The organism is Streptomyces sp. NPDC005374 (assembly GCF_042872225.1).
Lineage (GTDB): Bacteria > Actinomycetota > Actinomycetes > Streptomycetales > Streptomycetaceae > Streptomyces.
In genome coordinates this window covers 1-18,964 of sequence record NZ_JBIAKA010000027.1, presented here as the reverse complement: position 1 = coordinate 18,964, position 18,964 = coordinate 1, and the positions used below count along the sequence as shown (strand labels likewise).

General features: G+C 70.7%; 14 protein-coding genes. 4 read left to right on the top strand and 10 right to left on the bottom strand.

The features are described from left to right. Positions 1-211 precede the first annotated feature (211 nt). The 10 genes from ACFYRX_RS43505 to rsmH all read right to left on the bottom strand — a co-directional run bounded on the left by ACFYRX_RS43505 (position 212) and on the right by rsmH (position 12,711). Complete coding sequence (locus tag ACFYRX_RS43505) at positions 212-1,006, bottom strand: cell division protein FtsQ/DivIB (RefSeq protein WP_389112545.1); 795 nt, start codon at positions 1,004-1,006, stop codon at positions 212-214. A 25-nt stretch (positions 1,007-1,031) separates the two neighbouring features. Next, positions 1,032-2,123, bottom strand: a complete 1,092-nt coding sequence (murG, locus tag ACFYRX_RS43500; RefSeq protein ID WP_389112544.1) for an undecaprenyldiphospho-muramoylpentapeptide beta-N-acetylglucosaminyltransferase — start codon at positions 2,121-2,123, stop codon at positions 1,032-1,034. A 6-nt stretch (positions 2,124-2,129) separates the two neighbouring features. Beyond that, positions 2,130-3,491 (bottom strand): putative lipid II flippase FtsW, encoded by a 1,362-nt coding sequence (gene ftsW / locus ACFYRX_RS43495; RefSeq protein ID WP_389112542.1) that lies wholly within the window; start codon positions 3,489-3,491, stop codon positions 2,130-2,132. A gap of 20 nt (positions 3,492-3,511) precedes the next feature. Then, positions 3,512-4,945: a UDP-N-acetylmuramoyl-L-alanine--D-glutamate ligase gene (murD, locus tag ACFYRX_RS43490; protein WP_389112540.1), complete on the bottom strand. Its 1,434-nt coding sequence runs from the start codon at positions 4,943-4,945 to the stop codon at positions 3,512-3,514. Next, complete coding sequence (mraY, locus tag ACFYRX_RS43485; RefSeq protein ID WP_389112538.1) at positions 4,927-6,000, bottom strand: phospho-N-acetylmuramoyl-pentapeptide-transferase; 1,074 nt, start codon at positions 5,998-6,000, stop codon at positions 4,927-4,929. The genes murD and mraY overlap by 19 nt, the downstream gene beginning before the upstream one ends. Next, complete coding sequence (murF, locus tag ACFYRX_RS43480) at positions 5,997-7,397, bottom strand: UDP-N-acetylmuramoyl-tripeptide--D-alanyl-D-alanine ligase (RefSeq protein ID WP_389112536.1); 1,401 nt, start codon at positions 7,395-7,397, stop codon at positions 5,997-5,999. The genes mraY and murF overlap by 4 nt, the downstream gene beginning before the upstream one ends. 4 nt (positions 7,398-7,401) lie before the next feature. Further along, complete coding sequence (locus ACFYRX_RS43475) at positions 7,402-8,922, bottom strand: UDP-N-acetylmuramoyl-L-alanyl-D-glutamate--2,6-diaminopimelate ligase (protein ID WP_389112534.1); 1,521 nt, start codon at positions 8,920-8,922, stop codon at positions 7,402-7,404. Between the two features lie 202 nt (positions 8,923-9,124). After that, entirely contained in the window at positions 9,125-11,101 is a 1,977-nt protein-coding gene (locus ACFYRX_RS43470; RefSeq protein ID WP_389112533.1) for a peptidoglycan D,D-transpeptidase FtsI family protein, read from the bottom strand. Between the two features lie 5 nt (positions 11,102-11,106). Then, complete coding sequence (locus tag ACFYRX_RS43465; RefSeq protein ID WP_389112531.1) at positions 11,107-11,694, bottom strand: hypothetical protein; 588 nt, start codon at positions 11,692-11,694, stop codon at positions 11,107-11,109. Positions 11,695-11,754: 60 nt separating this feature from the next. Further along, positions 11,755-12,711, bottom strand: coding sequence for a 16S rRNA (cytosine(1402)-N(4))-methyltransferase RsmH (gene rsmH / locus ACFYRX_RS43460; RefSeq protein ID WP_389112530.1), 957 nt, complete (start codon positions 12,709-12,711; stop codon positions 11,755-11,757). 373 nt (positions 12,712-13,084) lie between these two features. On the opposite strand from rsmH, the gene ACFYRX_RS43455 reads away from it, so the two are divergent. From ACFYRX_RS43455 to ACFYRX_RS43440, 4 genes are all read left to right on the top strand, one after another. After that, a complete protein-coding gene (locus ACFYRX_RS43455; RefSeq protein ID WP_389112528.1) occupies positions 13,085-13,687 on the top strand; it encodes a beta-class carbonic anhydrase in 603 nt (200 codons plus the stop codon). Positions 13,688-13,925: 238 nt separating this feature from the next. Then, positions 13,926-14,960: an AAA family ATPase gene (locus tag ACFYRX_RS43450; protein ID WP_389112526.1), complete on the top strand. Its 1,035-nt coding sequence runs from the start codon at positions 13,926-13,928 to the stop codon at positions 14,958-14,960. Beyond that, positions 14,960-16,330 carry a DUF58 domain-containing protein gene (locus ACFYRX_RS43445; RefSeq protein ID WP_389112524.1) on the top strand — a complete coding sequence of 457 codons (1,371 nt, stop codon included), beginning with the start codon at positions 14,960-14,962 and terminating at the stop codon, positions 16,328-16,330. The genes ACFYRX_RS43450 and ACFYRX_RS43445 overlap by 1 nt, the downstream gene beginning before the upstream one ends. Further along, positions 16,330-18,741, top strand: coding sequence for a DUF3488 and DUF4129 domain-containing transglutaminase family protein (locus ACFYRX_RS43440; RefSeq protein ID WP_389112522.1), 2,412 nt, complete (start codon positions 16,330-16,332; stop codon positions 18,739-18,741). The genes ACFYRX_RS43445 and ACFYRX_RS43440 overlap by 1 nt, the downstream gene beginning before the upstream one ends. The last annotated feature ends 223 nt before the right edge of the window (positions 18,742-18,964 follow it).

Below are 18,964 nucleotides of genomic sequence, written 5' to 3'. Positions count from 1 at the left end.
CCGAATGGGACGGTCCGTAGCGCCGACCCGAACCCTAACGCTGAAGTTTAGGGTTACCAGTGTGTCTGTTCTCTGGAGTCTTCTGAACAGGACACTAAGTCGACAAGTGGCGCACGTTCAACGAACACGCCGAACCTCCCGTTTTTCTTTTCACCCTATGTGATCAGGCGTAGCGGTGCCCAACCAGGGTGCTGGCCTGCGCTGATGCGCGTCAACTCCCTGATGACACAGGGGCGGTGGGAACGCCGACGTCGAAGTGCCGCGCATCCGGGGTGGCTTTCATGAGAGCGGTGAGGGTGCGGGCCTTGGCGGCACCCTTCTCGCTGCTGCCCCAGGCGACGGTCCGGCCGTCGTTCAACTCCAGCGAGATGTCGTCGTACGAACGCACCTTGACGGAACGGGTCGCGCGGGCGACGGCGGCCGGAATGTCACCCGCCACGCGCACCGCTTCACGCACGAGCCGGCTCTCGCCGAAGCGTCGCAGGCTCGCGGCGCGGGAACCCGGCTGAGAGAGCGTCAATTGCAGCGCGGGGACGCCTTTCGGGGCTCGGGAAACCGTGGCGAATCGGACACCTTCATCGTCCACTTCGACAAAGTTTCCGCCCTTTTGGACAAGCAGAACCGGAGTACGCTCAGTCACTTTCAGCCCGATTCCGTGGGGCCAGGAACGGGTCACATCAACCGCGTCAATTCGGGGCAATTTCCGGCGCAGCCGTGCCGCAATCGCGTCGGTGTCGACGGAAATCAACGGCGATCCGACCGGCACATCGGCGGCCTCGCGCACCTGCTCCGGGGTCAGTACATCGGTTCCCGAGACCGACACCCGTTCGACGCGAAGCCACTGGGAGCCGTACAACAGCCAGACGGAGCCCGCGGAGAGAAGCACGAGCACCCCGGCGAGGATGATGATCGTACGAAGTCGACGCGCCCTCAACCCGCGGACGGGAGGCGGGCCGGACGACTCCTGCTGGCGTTCACCGCGCTCGGCGGTGGTCGATCCGGCCACGCTTCCTGCCCTTCGTACACGGGTCCTAGCGGCGCTGTGAGGCGATCGCCTCGTACACCATGCCGACGAGCAGGTCGTCGGCGTCCCGGCGGCCGAACTCGGCGGCGGCGCGGGACATCTCGTACAGCCGGTGCGGGTCGGCGAGCACGGGCAGGACGTTGGCCCGGACCCAGTCCGGCGTCAGTTCCGCGTCGTCCACCAGCAGTCCGCCGCCGGCCTTGACCACCGGCTGGGCGTTCAGCCGCTGTTCGCCGTTGCCGATGGGCAACGGGACGTAGGCGGCCGGGAGCCCGACGGCGGAGAGTTCGGCGACGGTCATCGCGCCCGCGCGGCAGAGCATCAGGTCGGCCGCGGCGTACGCGAGGTCCATCCGGTCCAGGTAACTTACCGGGATATAGGGGGGCATCCCCGGCATCTGCTGCACATGCGGCAGTTCGTTCTTCGGGCCGACCGCGTGCAGGATCTGGATCCCGGCCTGCTGGAGCCAGGGCGCTACCTGCTGGACGACCTCGTTCAGGCGCCGGGCGCCCTGCGAGCCGCCGGAGACCAGCAGGGTCGGCAGGTTGGGATCCAGGCCGAACATGTGCCGGGCCTCGGGGCGAGCGGCGGCCCGGTCCAGGGTGGCGATGGTGTGGCGCAGCGGGATCCCGATGTAGCGGGAGTTGCGCAGCTTGCTGTCCGGCGTGGCGACGGCGACCTGGGCGGCGTACCGGGAGCCGATCTTGTTCGCCAGACCGGGGCGGGCGTTGGCCTCGTGGACGACGATCGGCACCCCGAGGCGCTTGGCGGCGAGATAGCCGGGCAGCGCCACGTAGCCGCCGAAGCCGACGACCGCGTCGGCCTTGGTGCGCTCCAGGATCTGCTCGGTGGCCTTGATCGTGCCGCGCAGCCGACCAGGGACGGTGATCAGCTCGGGAGTGGGCCTACGGGGCAGCGGGACGGCCGGGATGAGCGCGAGCTCGTAGCCCCGCTGTGGGACGAGCTTGGTCTCCAGCCCCCGTTCCGTGCCCAGAGCCGTGATCCCCACGCTCGGGTCCTGCCTGCGCAGGGCGTCCGCGAGGGCGAGCGCCGGCTCGATGTGGCCGGCGGTCCCCCCACCGGCGAGTACGACATGCACCGAAATTCACCGCTCTCCGGACGAACGCGCCACCGGGGCACGCCGTCTCATCGTGTTCCATCTCCGAGGCCCCCGTGCCGGCACGGCGCCTCCCGCCCGCTTTCTGCCGAAGCGGGGTTGCCGCATCGAAAGCGCCGCCCGCGCGGCGGGGTCGTCACGCGCGAACGCGATCAGCAGCCCGACGGCGAACATGGTCGGCAGCAGGGCGGAACCTCCGTAGGAGAACAGCGGGAGCGGGACACCGGCGATCGGCAGCAGGCCGAGCACCGCACCGATGTTGATCACCGCCTGAGCGGTGATCCAGGTGGTCACGCCACCCGCGGCATACCTGACGAAGGGGTCCTCCGTGCGTCCGGCCACGCGGATACCCGCATAGCCTAGAGCCGCGAAGAGGGCGAGCACCGACAGCGTCCCCGCGAGGCCCAGTTCCTCACCGGTGACGGCGAAGATGAAGTCGGTGTGGGCTTCGGGTAGTTGGCCCCATTTCTCCACACTCGCCCCGAGCCCGGAACCGAAGATTCCGCCGGAGGCGAGGGCATAGATGCCGTGCACGGCCTGCCAGCAGTCGGCGCCGCCGGACCTGGGCTCGGTGGCACCGATGCAGGCGAGCCGGGCCATGCGGTTCGGGCTGGTCTTGATGAGGATCACACCGATGAGGGCGGCGACCGACAGCACCCCGACGAACAGCCGGGTCGGCGCCCCCGCCAGCCACAGCAGGCCGAACAGGATCGCCGTCAGGATGATCGCGGTGCCCATGTCGCCGCCGAGCATGATCAGACCGAGCAGCAGGAAGGCGACCGGCACGAGCGGCACCAGCATGTGCTTCCACTGGGTCAGCAGCTTCTTGTCCTGCTTGCGGGCGAGCAGGTCGGCCGCCCACAGCACGAGGGCGAGCTTGCCGAACTCGCTGGGCTGGATCTGGAAGGAGCCGCCGAGCGAGATCCAGTTCTGGTTGCCGTTGACCGACATCCCTATCCCCGGCACCTGCACGAGGGCCATCAGGAAGACCGCGCCCGCGAGGATCGGATAGGCGAGCGCCCGGTGCAGCTTGACCGGCATCCGCGAGGCCGCCAGCAGCAGGACGGCGCCGATCACGGCGGCCAGGAACTGTTTGCGGAAGAAGAAGGATCCCGGCAACGACAGCTGCAGGGCCGTGATCTGGGAGGCCGAGTAGACCATCACCAGGCCGAGCACGGTGATCAGCAGACTGCCGCCGAGGATCAGGTAGTAGGCGGTCAGCGGCCGGTCCCAGGCGAGCCTGGCATCGCCGTACAGCCGTCGTACGGGGTTGTCGCGGGCCGGCCGGGAGACGGCGGGGCGGCGGGGCGCCCGCTGTACGGGCGGCCGGCCGGTACGGCTGGTTGGCATCAACGCCTCCGCTACGTCGGTCAGGAGCCGAGTTCGCGAACCGCCTCCGCGAACGCGTCACCGCGCTTGTTGTAGTTGGCGAACATGTCCATCGAGGCGCAGGCCGGGGCCAGCAGCACCGTGTCCCCTGCGACGGCGAGGCGCGAAGCCTCCTGGACAGCCGCGAGCATCGCCCCAGTGTCGGTCCGGTCGAGGTCGACCACGGGGAGTTCCGGGGCGTGTCGCGCGAGGGCTTCACGGATCAGGGCGCGGTCCTGGCCGATGAGCACGACACCGCGAAGTCGCTTTGCCGACTTGGTGACCAGCTCGTCGAAGGTCGCCCCCTTGGCGAGTCCGCCCGCGATCCACACGATCGACTCGTACGCCGCCAACGAGGCTTCCGCCGCGTGGGTGTTGGTGGCCTTGGAGTCGTCCACGTACGCGACCTGGGCCACATCGGCCACGTGGGCGATGCGGTGGGGGTCCGGGGTGAAGTTGCGCAGCCCGTCCCGTACGGCGCCCGCGGGCACCCCGAAAGCGCGTGCGAGGGCCGCCGCCGCGAGGGCGTTGGCGATGTTGTGCGGGGCCGGCGGGTCGACGTCGGAGACCTCGGCGAGCTCCTGGGCGTTCTGCTGCCGGTTCTCGACGAAGGCGCGGTCGACCAGGATGCCTTCCACGACGCCGAGTTGGGACGGCCCGGGGGTGCCGAGGGTGAAACCGACGGCCCGGCAGCCCTCTTCGACGTCCGCCTCGCGCACCAGGTCCTCGGTGGCCTTGTCGGCGGCGTTGTAGACGCAGGCGACCCGATTGCCCTCGTAGATGCGGCCCTTGTCGGCGGCGTACGCCTCCATGGAGCCGTGCCAGTCGAGGTGGTCGGGGGCGAGGTTGAGCACGGCGGCGGAGTGGGCGCGCAGCGAGGGTGCCCAGTGGAGCTGATAGCTCGACAACTCCACGGCCAGCACGTCGTACTGCTCGTCGCCGAGCACCGCGTCCAGCACGGAGACACCGATGTTGCCGACGGCCGCGGTGCGCAGGCCTGCGGCCTTCAGGATCGACGCCAGCATCTGGGTGGTGGTCGTCTTGCCGTTGGTGCCGGTGATCGCGAGCCAGGGGGCCGCATCGGGACCCCTGAGCCGCCAGGCGAGTTCGACGTCGCCCCAGATCTCGACACCGGCTTCACGGGCCGCCGTGAAGAGCGGCTTGTCCGGCTTCCAGCCGGGTGCTGTGACGACGAGTTCGGTGCCTTCCGGCAGGGTCGCGCCGTCACCGAGGCGCACGGTGACGCCCAGCGCCTCCAACTCGGCGGCCTGCTCACGCGCGCGTGCGTCGTCGCCGTCGTTGACGACCGTGACGTTCGCTCCGCGCGCGTGCAGCGCCTTGGCCGCCGGGATGCCGGAGACTCCGAGCCCGGCGACGGTGACGTGCTTGCCCTGCCAGTCGACGGGCTCCGAGGAGGTCACTTTTCTGCTGCCCATCCCGCGTAGAAGAGACCCAGGCCGACGATCACACAGATGCCCTGGATGATCCAGAAACGGACCACGATGAGGACTTCGGACCAGCCCTTGAGTTCGAAGTGGTGCTGGAGCGGAGCCATTCGGAAGACGCGCTTCCCGGTGAGCTTGAAGGAGCCGACCTGGATGACCACCGACATGGTGATGAGGACGAAGAGGCCGCCCATGATGGCGACGAGCAGCTCGGTGCGGGAGAGGATCGCCAGGCCCGTGAGGACACCGCCGAGGGCGAGCGAACCCGTGTCGCCCATGAAGATCTTGGCCGGCGAGGTGTTCCACCACAGGAAGCCCAGGCAGGCACCCATCAGCGCGGAGGCGATGACCGCCAGGTCGAGGGGATCTCGTACCTCGTAGCAGGCGTTCGGGTTGGTCAGGGTCGTCGCGTTGGCGCAGGACTCCTGGAACTGCCAGACACCGATGAACGTGTAGGCGCCGAAGACGAGGACCGAGGCGCCGGTGGCGAGGCCGTCCAGACCGTCGGTGAGGTTCACCCCGTTCGACATCGCGAGGATCATGAACAGCGCCCAGACCACGAACAGGATCGGGCCGATCTTCCAGCCGAAGTCCGTGATGAACGACAGCTTCGTCGAGGCCGGGGTGTTGCCGCGGACGTCCGGGAACATCAGCGCGAGCACCGCGAAACTGATGCCGACGATCAGCTGGCCGGCCATCTTCGCCTTGGCCCGCAGGCCCAGCGAACGCCGCTTGACGATCTTGATGTAGTCGTCGAGGAAACCGACCAGGCCCATGCCGCACATCAGGCCGAGCACCAGCATGCCCGAGTAGGTCGGGGGGAAACCGGTGATGACCTTGGACAGGAAGTAGGCGGCGACCGTCGCGAAGATGAAGGCGATACCACCCATCGTCGGCGTACCGCGCTTGCTGCCGTGCGAGCGCGGGCCGTCGTCCCGGATGTACTGGCCGTAACCCTTGCGCGCGAGCAGCTTGATCAGCAGCGGAGTGCCGACCAGGGTCAGAAACAGGCCGATGACTCCTGAGAACAGGATCTGCTTCATCATCGGGCGGAAACCTCACCCTCGGCGTCGAGCAGCGCCTGGGCGACGCTCTCCAGGCCTACCGATCGGGACGCCTTCACGAGGACGACGTCTCCCGGGCGCAACTCACTGCGCAGCAGGTCGACCGCCGCCTGTGCGTCGGACACGTGCACCGACTCCTCACCCCACGAACCCTCGTTATATGCGCCCAGTTGCAGCCAGGACGCTTCCCTGCCCCCGACCGCGACGAGCTTGCCGACATTGAGCCGGACGGCGAGCCGTCCGACCGCGTCGTGCTCGGCGAGCGCCTCGTCCCCGAGCTCGGCCATCTTGCCGAGCACCGCCCAGGTCCGCCGCCCCCTGCCCATCGCCGCGAGCGCGCGCAAGGCCGCTCGCATGGACTCGGGGTTCGCGTTGTAGGCGTCGTTGACGATGGTCACGCCGTCCGGGCGCTCGGTGACCTCCATACGCCAGCGGGAGAGGGAGCCCGCCTCGGAGAGCGCGGTGGCGATCTCACTTGCGGACATGCCCAGCTCATGGGCGACGGCGGCCGCGGCGAGCGCGTTCGACACGTGGTGCTCACCGTACAGGCGCATGGTCACTTCGCTTGCACCGGAGGGTGTGCGAAGGCTGAAGGCGGGCTGTCCGCTGTCCGTGAGTCGTACGTTCTCGGCGCGTACGTCCGCTTCGCCGGACTCTCCGAAAAGGATCACCTTCGCCTTCGTACGGGACGCCATGGCCCGTACGAGGGGATCGTCGGCGTTGAGGATCGCGGTGCCGTCCTCCGGAAGCGCCTCCACGAGTTCGCCCTTGGCCTGCGCGATCTGCTCGCGGCCGCCGAACTCGCCGATGTGGGCGGTGCCGACGTTGAGGACGAGGCCGACCTTGGGGGGCGTCAGATCCGTGAGGTAGCTGATGTGGCCGATGCCGCGGGCGCCCATCTCCAGGACGAGGAACCTCGTCTCCTCGGTGGCGGTGAGCGCCGTGAGCGGCAGCCCGATCTCGTTGTTGAGCGAGCCGGGCGTGAACACCGTCGGCGCCTTGGTCCGCAGCACCTGGGCGATCAGGTCCTTGGTGCTGGTCTTGCCCGCGGAGCCGGTGAGGGCCACCAGGGTCGCGCCGAGCCGTCGTACGACATGACGCGCGAGGGCGCCGAGAGCCGACTGGACGTCCTCGACGACGATCGCGGGCACACCGACGGGGCGCTGGGCGAGCACGGCCACCGCGCCCGCCCGGACGGCCTGTTCCGCGTAGTCGTGGCCGTCGACGCGCTCCCCCACGAAGGCGGCGAACAGAGTGCCGTCCTTCACCTGCCGGGAGTCGATGACGACGGGCCCGTGCACCTGCACCGACGGATCCGGTATGTCGTGCGTCTGCCCGCCGACGACTGAGGCGATCTCGGCGAGAGAGAGGGCGATCACAAGTTCATCCCTGGGTCTTATGGATGGCTTCTCGAAGCACTTGGCGGTCGTCGAAGGGACGGACCACCCCGGCGATGTCCTGGCCCTGCTCGTGGCCCTTGCCCGCGACGAGCACGGTGTCCCCGGGCTGCGCGCGGGCGACGGCTGCGGCGATCGCGGCCGCCCGGTCCTCGAAGACCTGGACCTCGCCGCGCTCGTGTACTGGCACGGACGCGGCACCTTCGAGCATGGTTGCGAGGATCGCGAGGGGATCCTCGGAGCGGGGGTTGTCGGAGGTCAGTACGGCGGTGTCGGCGAGGCGGGCCACGGCGGCGCCCATGGGGCCGCGCTTGGTCCTGTCCCGGTCGCCTCCGCAGCCCAGCACGACGTGCACCCTGCCCTCGGTGACCTTGCGGAGCGCTTTGAGCACCGATTCGACGGCATCCGTCTTGTGGGCGTAGTCCACCACCGCGAGGTAGGGCTGTCCGGCGTCCACGCGCTCCAGCCGGCCGGGCACACCCGGCACCGCCGCGACACCGTCGGCGGCGGTCTGCGGGTCGAGGCCGGCCGCGGCCAGGGCGACGATCGCGGCGAGGGTGTTCGCCACGTTGAAGGGGCCCGGCAGCGGTGACCTGGCGGTGATCCGCTCGTCCTTGGGGCCGAGCACGGTGAACGTCGAGTCCATGGGCCCGACATGGACGTCCACGGCGCGCCAGTCGGCGTCGGGGTGGCCCTCGGCGGAGAAGGTGACGACCGGGACCGTGGCTTCCTCGACCAGCCGACGACCGTACTCGTCGTCGAGGTTGACGACGCCGAGACGGCTGCGTTTCGGCGTGAAGAGCTGTGCCTTGGCCTGGAAGTAGTCCTCCATGCCGGAGTGGAACTCCATGTGTTCCGGGCTGAGGTTGGTGAAGACGCCGATGTCGAAGACACAGCCGTCGACCCGGCCGAGGACCAGCGCGTGGCTGGAGACCTCCATGGCGACCGCCTCCACCCCGCGCTCCCGCATGACCGCGAACAGGGCCTGGAGATCAGTGGCTTCGGGCGTGGTGCGCTCGGACTTGATGCGCTCGTCGCCGATGCGCGTCTCGACGGTGCCGATGAGCCCGGTGCTGCGGGAGGTCTTCAGGCCGCCCTCGACGAGGTACGCCGTCGTGGTCTTGCCTGAGGTACCGGTGATGCCGATCTGAAGCAGATCGGCGCCGGGGCGGCCGTAGATGGTGGTCGCCAGTTCGCCCATCCGCGCGCGCGGGTCGTCGACGACCAGCACCGCGAGCCCGCTCGCGGCGGCACGCTCGGCACCCGTCGGGTCGGTCAGCACCGCGACCGCGCCGAGGCCGACGGCCTGGGTGACGAAGTCGGCTCCGTGCAGCCGGGCACCGGGGAGGGCGGCGTACAGGTCGCCGGGGCGCACGGCACGCGAGTCATGGGTGATGCCCGTGACCTCCGCGGCGCTTTCCGGCGTGGCGGTACCCAGCTGATCGGCGAGCTCCGCGAGGGGTGTTGCGGAGACCCGGACCGGCCGGGGCGGTCCCGGATATGTCACGGGTGCGCCCTTCTGGGTGGTTTGGGACTGATCAGGGTGTGGCACGGCGGTGAGCGTACCGGGCGCACCCGCCTCGGAGCGAAGTGAGGGGCGGGGCGTGCCCTGGTTCCCGGAATCGGAGGTGATCGTCGTCACGAGGTGGTTCCTGGTGGCCTTTCCGAGGTGCTGATGAGGTGCTGGTCAGGTGCCGGTGAGCGGCTGATCAGGGTGTGTAGGTGACGGGCAGGTTCGCGGCCTTCGCCCCCGTGGGCGGGACCTGGAGCGTCTTCAGGGCGAACTCCATGACCTGCTTGTAGACGGATCCGCAGATCTGGCCGCCGAAGTAGCTGCCCTTGGTGGCGTTCTGGATGGCGCAGTAGACGGTGATGCGGGGCTTGTCGGCGGGCGCGAAACCGGCGAACGACGAGGTGTAGCCCTTGTACTTGCCGGTGGCCGGATCCACGCGGTTGGCCGTACCCGTCTTGCCCGCGACCCGGTAGCCGGGAATGCGCGCCTTGCCGCCGGTGCCTTCCTGGTCGTCCACGACCGACTCCAGCATCTTGGCGAGCGTCCTGGCCGTCTTGGCGCTGACGACCCTTGTCTGCTTGGGGGTCGCGGCGGGGGTGAAGCGTCCGTCGGGCCCCTTCGTGCCGCGTACGAGCGTGGGTTCGACGCGGACACCGCCGTTGGCGATCGTCGAGTAGACAGAGGCGGCCTGCATGGCGTTGAGGGACACGCCCTGGCCGAAAGGAATCGTGAACTGCTGCGAGGTCGACCAGTCGGCGGGCTTGGCGAGGATGCCCGGGGTCTCGCCGGGGAAGTCCAGCCCGCTGTAGCTGCCGAGGCCGAACTTGCGCAGGTAGGAGTAGAGGACCTGGTTGGCCTGCGCCTGGGTCCTGCCCAGCTGGCCGGTCGCCAGGATGGTGCCGATGTTGCTGGACTTGGCGAGCACGCCGTTGAGCGTGAGGTACCAGGTCTCGTGGTCGATGTCGTCCTTGAACAGCCGGTCGCCGCGGTGCAGCCGGTTGGGCACGATCACATGCGTCAGCGGGGTGGCGACGCCCTGTTCCAGTACGGCGGCCATCGACATGACCTTCGCGGTGGAACCGGGCTCGTAGGCGTCCTGGAGGGCCGCGTTGCCCATGTTCACCGAGCTGGCCTTGGACAGGTCGTTGGGGTCGAAGCCGGGCGAGTTGGCCATGGCGAGGACCTGGCCGGTCTGCGTGTCCTGCACTATCACGTACCCGCGGTCCGCCTTGGACTCCTTCACCTGGTCGGTGATGGCCTGCTGGGCGGCCCACTGGATGTCGCGGTCGATGGTGAGTTCGACGTCGCTGCCGGGTACCGCGGGGGTCTCGGTGGAGCCCACGGTGGGCACCTGACGGCCGCCGGACTGGGCGTAGCGGATCTTGCCGTCCTTGCCGGCCAGCAGGGTGTTCAGCTGCTGCTCGACCCCGCCGCCGCCCTTGCCGTCGGCGTTGACCCAGCCCAGTATCCCGGCGGCGAGGTCGCCGTTCGGGTACACGCGCTTGGTCGTCGGCACGGACAGGACGCCCGCGAGGACGTTGGCCGTGTCCGGGTCGGTCTCCGCCTTGGTCGCCAGCGCGGACCTGAGGTCCTTGATCTGCTTCCAGACCTGCGGGGTCTGGCGGTGCGCGAGCAGGACGTAGCGGAGCTTCTTGTCCGCGGGCCGCAGCTTGTTCACGATCGTCTCCTGCTCCTCGCCCAGGATCGGGGCGAGCAGGGCGGCGGCCTGTTCGGGACCGTCGTCGACCTTCAGCTGCTTGCGGGTGAACAGCGTGGGGTCGGCGGTGATGTCGTACGCGTCCTCGCTGGTCGCGAGGGTCACGCCGTCGCGGTCGGTGATCCCGCCGCGCTCGGCGGCCAGCGTGTAGCCGACGTACCGGTTCTGCTCGGCCTTGGCGGCATAGGTGCTGGCATCGACGGCCTGCACCTGGAGCAGTCGTACGACGAAGGCGCTCAGCACGAGGGTCAGCGCGAGGCCGACCAGGCGCAGCCGGGGGCGGGGGCTGCCCAGGCGGATGGTCTTGGGGGCGCCGGAGCGGGGCGCCGCCGGGCGGCGGGCCGGACGGGCCCCGGGACCCGGGCGCGGTCGGCCGACGGGGCGGGCGGAGCGCTCGGGGCGCGCGGGTCCGGGCACGCGGCGGCGCGGCGGTTGCCTGCCGAAATCGTCGGACACTTCCGTCACCTGCCGGGGGTCGGGGTCGGGTTGGTGGAGGGCGGTGCTTCGGAGGGAGCGGTGTCCGAGGCCGGTACGGCGGCCTCGGGGGCCTCGGCGACCTCGGGGGTCTGCGACAGGGCGTCCGTAGGGGTGGGGCTCGCCGTCGGCGTCGGGACGGCCGCGTTGCCCATCGCTTCGGGTGCGAGGACGAGCGGCATCCGCGCGGAGGCCGGTTCGGCGCCGGAGGCGGGGGACGGGACGCCCTTGACGGTGCCGTCGGGGTCGAGGAAAACCGGGTCGCCGCCGGGCACCATGCCGAGTTCCTGGGCGCGGCGCACCAGGGCCTCGGGCGCGGAGTAGGCGTCGATGTCCCGCTGGAGACCCTGCTGCTCGTCGGTGAGGCTCTTCGTGTCCTTCTGGAGGTCGCTGAGCTTGAACGACCCCTCGCTGAGCGCGGAGTTCAGCACCAGCAGCCCGATGAGGCCACCACCCAGGAGAAGGACCACGAGCAGCACGAAGGGAGTGCGGGCCGCCTGTCCTCGGCTCGCCGTGCCGGGGAAGAGGCGCGCGAGCCGGGCCGCCCTCCCTCTCAGTTCGGGTTTCCTACTCACACGTCCTCCAGTGAGTCCGGTCTACCGACTCACGCATGCCCGTCACGCGCCTCATGCACTTCACTCGATGGACTCCCTGATTCGCTCCGCGCCCCTGCAGCGCGCCGGCGCGGCCCGCCGGTTCTCGGCGACCTCTTCCTCGGTGGGAAGTTCGGCACCGCGCGTGAGCAGCTTGAGCCTCGGCTGGTAACGCTCGGGGACGACGGGCAGCCCGGGCGGGGCGGTGTTGGCCGCGCCGGCCGCGAACACCTGCTTGACCAGCCGGTCCTCCAGCGAGTGGTACGACAGCACGGCGATCCGGCCGCCGACGGCCAGCGACTCCACCGCGGCCGGGATCGCCCGCTCCAGAACGGAGAGTTCGCCGTTGACCTCGATGCGCAGTGCCTGGAAGGTGCGCTTGGCCGGGTTGCCCCCGGTGCGCTTGGCGGCCTGCGGCAGGGAGTCACGGATCAGTTCGACGAGTCGCGCGCTGTGGGAGAACGGCTCCTTGGCGCGCTCGCGCACGATCGCGGACACGATCCGCTTGGCCTGCTTCTCCTCGCCGTACGCCCTGAGGATCCGCACGAGTTCGCCCGGCGGGTAGGTGTTGAGGACCTCGGCGGCGCTCATGCCGGTCGTCTGGTCCATGCGCATGTCCAGCGGCGCGTCCTGGGCGTAGGCGAAGCCTCGGTCGGCCTCGTCGAGCTGCATGGAGGAGACGCCGAGGTCGAAGAGGACGCCCTGCACGCGCGCGATGCCGAGCCGGTCGAGGACGTCCGGGAGTTCGTCGTAGACCGCGTGGACGAGGGTGGCGCGCTCACCGAAGGGCGCGAGCCGCTCGCCGGACAGGCGCAGGGCCTCCTTGTCCCGGTCCAGGGCGACGAGCCGGGCCTCGGGGAACCGCTGGAGCAGGGCCTCGCTGTGGCCGCCGAGGCCGAGCGTGCAGTCGACGACCACCGCTCCGGGCCGCTCCAGGGCGGGGGCCAACAGGTCCAGGCACCGCTGGAGCATCACCGGGACGTGTCGACTCTGGCTCAAGGGGCCCTCTCAGGTTCGGCGGGCCTTACGCACCGCCGGTTCCTCGCTCTCCCCCAGCACGCTGGGGGACCCCGGTGAAGGGGAGGCCTGCCGGCGCCGGAAGCGTCAGCCGACCGGGAGCGGGAGGAGGCCGAGCCGTACGTACGCGCCGCGCACGTGGGGAGACCATCCGTGCGTGAGCCGGGGGCCTCCGGGGAATGTCAGCAAGGAGGCCTCGCCTCCCGCTTCGCGTCACTTTAGTCCACGGGGTCTCGCGGTCAATCAACTGGCCTGCGCGTCGCGCACCGGGCCGGACTCGAAGCGACGGGAGCTCGGAAACCACCCGTTCGGGTGCACCCGACACTCTTGTGGGTTACCTCACACCGAGGACGTGATGACGCTCTTTTTCCCTTCTCACGGCAGGACCGGAACCGCAGTGACCAGTAACGTCATGGCTATGACGACTTCCGCACCCGTTCCCACCGAAGGCGCCATATCCCGCGGCACCGTGACCGACCGCCTGGTCGACGCCAACGAGCGATACGCCGCCGCCTTCTCCGACCCCGGTATGGACGCCCGCCCGGTCCTGCACGTGGCCGTCGTGGCCTGCATGGACGCCCGTCTCGACCTGCACGCCGCGCTCGGCCTGGAGCTCGGCGACTGCCACACCATCCGCAACGCGGGCGGCGTGGTCACCGACGACGTGATCCGCTCGCTCACCATCAGCCAGCGCAAGCTCGGCACCAGCAGCATCGTCCTGATCCACCACACCGGCTGCGGTCTGGAGGCGATCACCGAGGACTTCCGCACCGATCTGGAGATGGAGGTCGGCCAGCGGCCCGCCTGGGCGGTGGAGGCCTTCCGGGACGTGGACCAGGACGTGCGGCAGTCCATGCAGCGGGTGCGCACCTCGCCGTTCCTGCTCCACACCGACGACGTACGTGGCTTCGTTTTCGATGTGAAGACGGGGCTGCTGCGCGAGATCGACCCCGCCTGACCGGCTGTCGTAGCTGTCGTTCGGCTGTTGATTTCGGCTCTGGTGACGCCCAAAACACCGCAGGACCAGACATAGCGCAGCCAGTTGTCCACAGTCGAGTGACACGAATCGGTAACGGCAGCAAGAATGCGGGTGTGGCATCACGCGGAACGTTTCACGCGTGGTGTCCGTAATTCGGGGTGGGCCGGTTACGCGTCACAGAGCGTCGGCCCGGAAAGTACGGGCCGAGGAGGGCCGGGTGACCACCTATGACGATCGATCGAGCCTCACTGATCTGACCGCCGTCGTGGAGCGGGTACGCAGTTCGGTGGAGGGCGTGATCGAGGGGAAGCCCGAGGTCGTACGGCTCTCTCTGACCGTGTTGCTCGCCGAGGGACATCTTCTGATCGAGGATGTCCCCGGCGTCGGCAAGACCATGCTGGCCAAGGCCCTGGCGCGGTCCATCGACTGCTCGGTGCGCCGTATCCAGTTCACGCCCGACCTGCTGCCCTCGGACATCACGGGTGTGTCCATCTGGGATCAGCAGCGCCGGGACTTCGAGTTCAAACCGGGTGCGATCTTCGCGCAGATCGTGATCGGCGACGAGATCAACCGCGCCTCGCCGAAGACCCAGTCGGCGCTCCTGGAGTCGATGGAGGAACGCCAGGTCACCATCGACGGGCAGACCTACGAGCTGCCCCATCCGTTCATGGTGGTGGCCACCCAGAACCCGGTCGAGATGGAGGGCACCTACCCGCTGCCGGAGGCCCAGCGCGACCGCTTCATGGCGCGCGTCTCGGTCGGCTACCCGAGCGTGGAGGCCGAGCTGCAGATGCTCGACATCCACGGCGGGGTGAGCCCGCTGGAGGACCTTCAGCCGGTGGCCCACGCGCACGACATCGTGAAGCTCATCGAGGCCGTCCGCGGCGTCCACGTCGCCGAAACGGTCCGGCGGTACGCCGTCGACCTGGTCTCCGCCACGCGCACCCACCCCGATCTCAGACTCGGCGCCTCCCCGCGCGCGACGCTGCACCTGCTGCGCGCCGCCAAGGCCTCCGCCGCGCTCAGCGGCCGGGAGTTCGCACTGCCGGACGACGTCCAGGCGCTCGCCGTGGCCGTCCTCGCCCACCGGCTGCTGCCCACCGCCCAGGCCCAGCTGAACCGGCGCACCTCGGAACAGGTCGTGCAGGAGATCCTCCAGCGCACCCCGGTGCCCGCCGCGCCCCAGCAGGGCGGCCTCGGGATCGGCCGGGTCGCGCCCGCGTACCCGCAGCAGCCGCCGCGGAGTCTGTGATGAGCTCCGGGGGCCCCGGCCCCGCCGGTCATGCCGAGGCCGACCGGGGCGACAAGGGCGGGATCCGCACGGCGCTGGCCGGTCTGACCACCCGGGGCCGTTCCTTCTTCGCCGCCGGCATCGCCGCGGCCATCTGCTCCTACGTTCTGGGCCAGAGCGACCTGCTGCGCGTCGGCCTGCTGCTGGCCGTGCTGCCCCTGGTGTGCGCCGGCGTGCTCTACCGCACCCGCTACCGGGTCGCGGGCAGCCGCCGGCTCTCCCCCGCGCGCGTGCCCGCCGGCAGCGAGGCCCGCGTCCATCTGCGGATGGACAACGTCTCCCGGCTGCCCACCGGCCTGCTGATGCTCCAGGACCGGGTGCCCTACGTCCTCGGCCCGCGCCCCCGCTTCGTACTCGACCGCGTCGAACCGGGCGGCCGCCGCGAGGTCTCCTACCGGGTCCGCTCCGACCTGCGCGGCCGCTACCCGCTGGGCCCGCTCCAGCTGCGCCTGACCGACCCCTTCGGGATGTGCGAACTGACCCGCTCCTTCTCGACGTACGACACCCTGACCGTGATCCCGCGCGTGGAGGCGCTGCCGCCGGTGCGGCTGACCGGCGAGGCCAGAGGGTACGGCGACGGGCGGCAGCGCTCGCTCGCCCTGGCCGGCGAGGACGACGTGATCCCGCGCGGCTACCGCTACGGCGACGACCTGCGCCGCGTGCACTGGCGCTCCACCGCCCGCTACGGCGAGCTGATGGTCCGCCGCGAGGAGCAGCCCCAGCGCGCCCGCTGCACGGTGCTCCTGGACACCCGGGGCCTCGCCTACGCGGGCGCGGGCCCGGACTCGGCCTTCGAGTGGGCCGTCTCCGGCGCCGCCTCCGTCCTGGTCCACATGCTCGAACGGGGCTTCTCCGTGCGGCTGTTGACGGACACCGGCAACTCCGTGCCCGGCGAGGGCGCCGACGGCTTCGCGGGCGCCAGCCAGGGGACGGCGGACGCGGCCGGGCTGATGATGGACACCCTCGCGGTGATCGACCACTCCGACGGCACCGGCCTGTCGCACGCGTACGACGTGCTGCGCAGGGGGAACGAAGGCCTTCTGGTGGCGTTCTTCGGTGACCTCGACGAGGAGCAGGCCACGGTGGCCGCCAAGATGCGGCAGCGCAGCGGGGGCGCGCTCGCCTTCGTGCTGGACAGCGAGAGCTGGGTGCGGGAACCGACCGATATGGCCGGGCCGGCCGAGGAGCGCGAGGAACGGCTGCGGATGCTGCGCGAGGCGGGCTGGACGGCACTGGGCGTACCGCGGGGGACCGCGCTGGAAGAGCTGTGGCGCCTCGCGGACCGCGAGCGCATGGGCGTCGGCGCGGCCGACGCCGGGGAGGCGTCGTGATGAGCGGGCGGGCACGACTGGCGCTGTGCGCGTGGGCTGCCACGCTGATGGCCGCGTGCGCCCTGCTGCCGCTGGTCGAGCCGGCCAGCTGGATCGTCCAGGCGGCCTTCCTGCTCGGGGTGCAGACGGTCGTGGGCGTGGGTGCTCGGCGGATACCGCTGGCCCGTCCACTGACGGTGGGGGCCCAGACGCTCGTCACGCTGGTCATGCTGACCCTGCTTTTCGCCCGTGACCAGGCCTTCCTCGGACTCGTCCCCGGCCCGAGCGCGTTCCTGCACTTCGGTGACCTGCTCCAGCAGGGCGGCGACGACATCGCTCGGTACGCGATCCCGGCGCCACTGGATTCCGACGGCATCAGGCTGATGGTGCTCGGCGGTGTCCTGATCATCGGGCTCGCGGTCGACGCCCTCGCGGTGACCTTCCGCAGCGCGGCCCCGGCGGGCCTGCCCCTGCTCGCGCTGTACTCCGTCGCCGCGGGACTGTCCGACGGGGGCAGCGACTGGGTGTGGTTCCTGGTCGCGGCGGCCGGCTATCTGCTGCTGCTCCTGGCCGAGGGCCGCGACCGGCTCTCGCAGTGGGGCCGTGTCTTCGGCGGGACGACGCGCGTGCCGGGCGCCGACACCGGCCCGACGGCACCGGTCCGTACCGGCCGGCGCATCGGCGCGGTCGCCCTGGGCGTCGCCCTCGTGGTGCCGCTCGCCCTGCCCGCGATGAACGGCGGCCTCCTGGACGCCGCCGGCACCGGAGGGGGCCTGGGCAACGGGAACGGCGGCACCATCTCCGCGGTGAACCCCCTGCTGTCCCTGCGCGACAGTCTGAACGTGGACGAGGACCGTCAGGCCCTCTCCCTGCGGACCGGGAGCGACACCGACATCTCCAACCTGTACCTGCGGATCGTCTCCCTGGACGACTTCGACGGCCGGACCTGGAAGCCGTCCAAGCGGTCCATCACCTCCGTGCCGGACGACTTCCCCACCCCGGTCGGCCTCGGCTCGGACGTCAAGCGCACCGAGATCGAGACCACCGTCTCGGCGGCGAGCTGGTACCAGCAGAACTACCTGCCGATGCCGTACCCGCCCAGTGGCGTCAAGACCCGGGGCAGTTGGCGGTACGAGCCCCAGGGCATGGCGCTCGTCGGCGACCACGGGCAGAACACGGGTGGGCTCACATACGAGGTGAAGAGCCTGGAGGTGGCGCCGACGGCCGAGCAGCTCGCCACGGCACCCGCCGCGCCCCCCGCCATCGAGCGCGAGTACACCGAGCTGCCGGACTCGCTGCCCTCGGTGGTCGCCAGGACCGCCCGCGAGGTCACCGAGGGTTCGAAGAACCCGTATGAGCAGGCGGTCGCGCTCCAGGACTACTTCGCGGTGAACGGCGGCTTCGAGTACGACACCCACGTGGAGGTCGGCGACGGGCCCAATGCGATCGCCAACTTCCTGCGGGACAAACAGGGGTTCTGCGTCCACTTCTCCTTCGCCATGGCGGCGATGGCCCGCTCCCTGGGCATTCCCGCCCGGGTCGCGGTGGGCTTCGCACCCGGCGTTCCGCAGGCGGACGGCTCGGTGTCGGTGGGGCTCAAGGACGCCCACGCCTGGCCCGAGCTGTACTTCGAGGGCGTGGGCTGGACCCGTTTCGAGCCCACTCCGACCCGGGGCACGGTGCCCTCGTACACCGTCCCGGACGCCACCGGCAACCTGACGCCGGACATTCCGCGGTCGTCCGCGGGGGCGTCCGCGGCACCGTCGGCCTCGGCTTCGGCGAGCGCGAGCTGCTCGGCCCAGCTGCGAAGGCTGGAGGCGTGCGACAGCGCGTCCCCCGCGGCGGCTGCGGCCCCGGACGGCGGGGGCCCCTGGTGGGCCGTACGCGGCCAGTGGTGGTATCTGAAGCTGCTGTTCTGGGTGTTCGTCGGGCTGGCCGGACTCTCGATCCCGATGTCGCCGATGCTGTGGCGGCTGCGGACCCGTTCGGTACGGCTGGGCGGGCACGGCCGCAGCGAGGCGGACGCCGCCGCGCACACCCTGGCGGCCTGGCAGGAACTGACCGACACGGCGTGGGACTTCGGGATCCTGCCGGACGACTCGCAGACACCGCGCAAGGCGGCGGCGCGGATCGTACGGCTGGGGCATCTCGATCCGACGGCCGCGGCCTCGGTGCACCGGGTGGCGGACGCCGTGGAGCAGGTGCTCTACGCCCCGCGGCCCCTGCCGACGGCCGGTCTCACCCAGGACGTGCTCCGGGTGATCGGCGGGCTGCGCGGCTCGGCCGACCGGGGCACGCAGGCGCGCGCGCTGATCGCGCCGCGTTCGACCGCACGGGTGGTGTGGGCGGCGTCGGAGTGGTGGGCCGGGGTCAGCGCACGCGCGGCGGCGGCCCGGCCGACCCTGCGCAAGCCGTCCGGTCAGGAAGGCTGAAAACGTCGCCCACGGGCGACGGAACAGCGGTGGCCCGGGCCTCTCGAAGGCCCGGGCCACCGTGCTGCCGGGTACGCGCGCCACGACCTGAGGGCATACGTGAGGGGTGGCCCCCCCCCCCCGGGGGGGGACCCCACACGAGGTGTGTTGGGGGGGCACGGGCGGCAACTGGCCCCCCAGCGCGTCGCGGCGCCGCGGCCCGCGCGGGTCGAAGCCGGGCAAC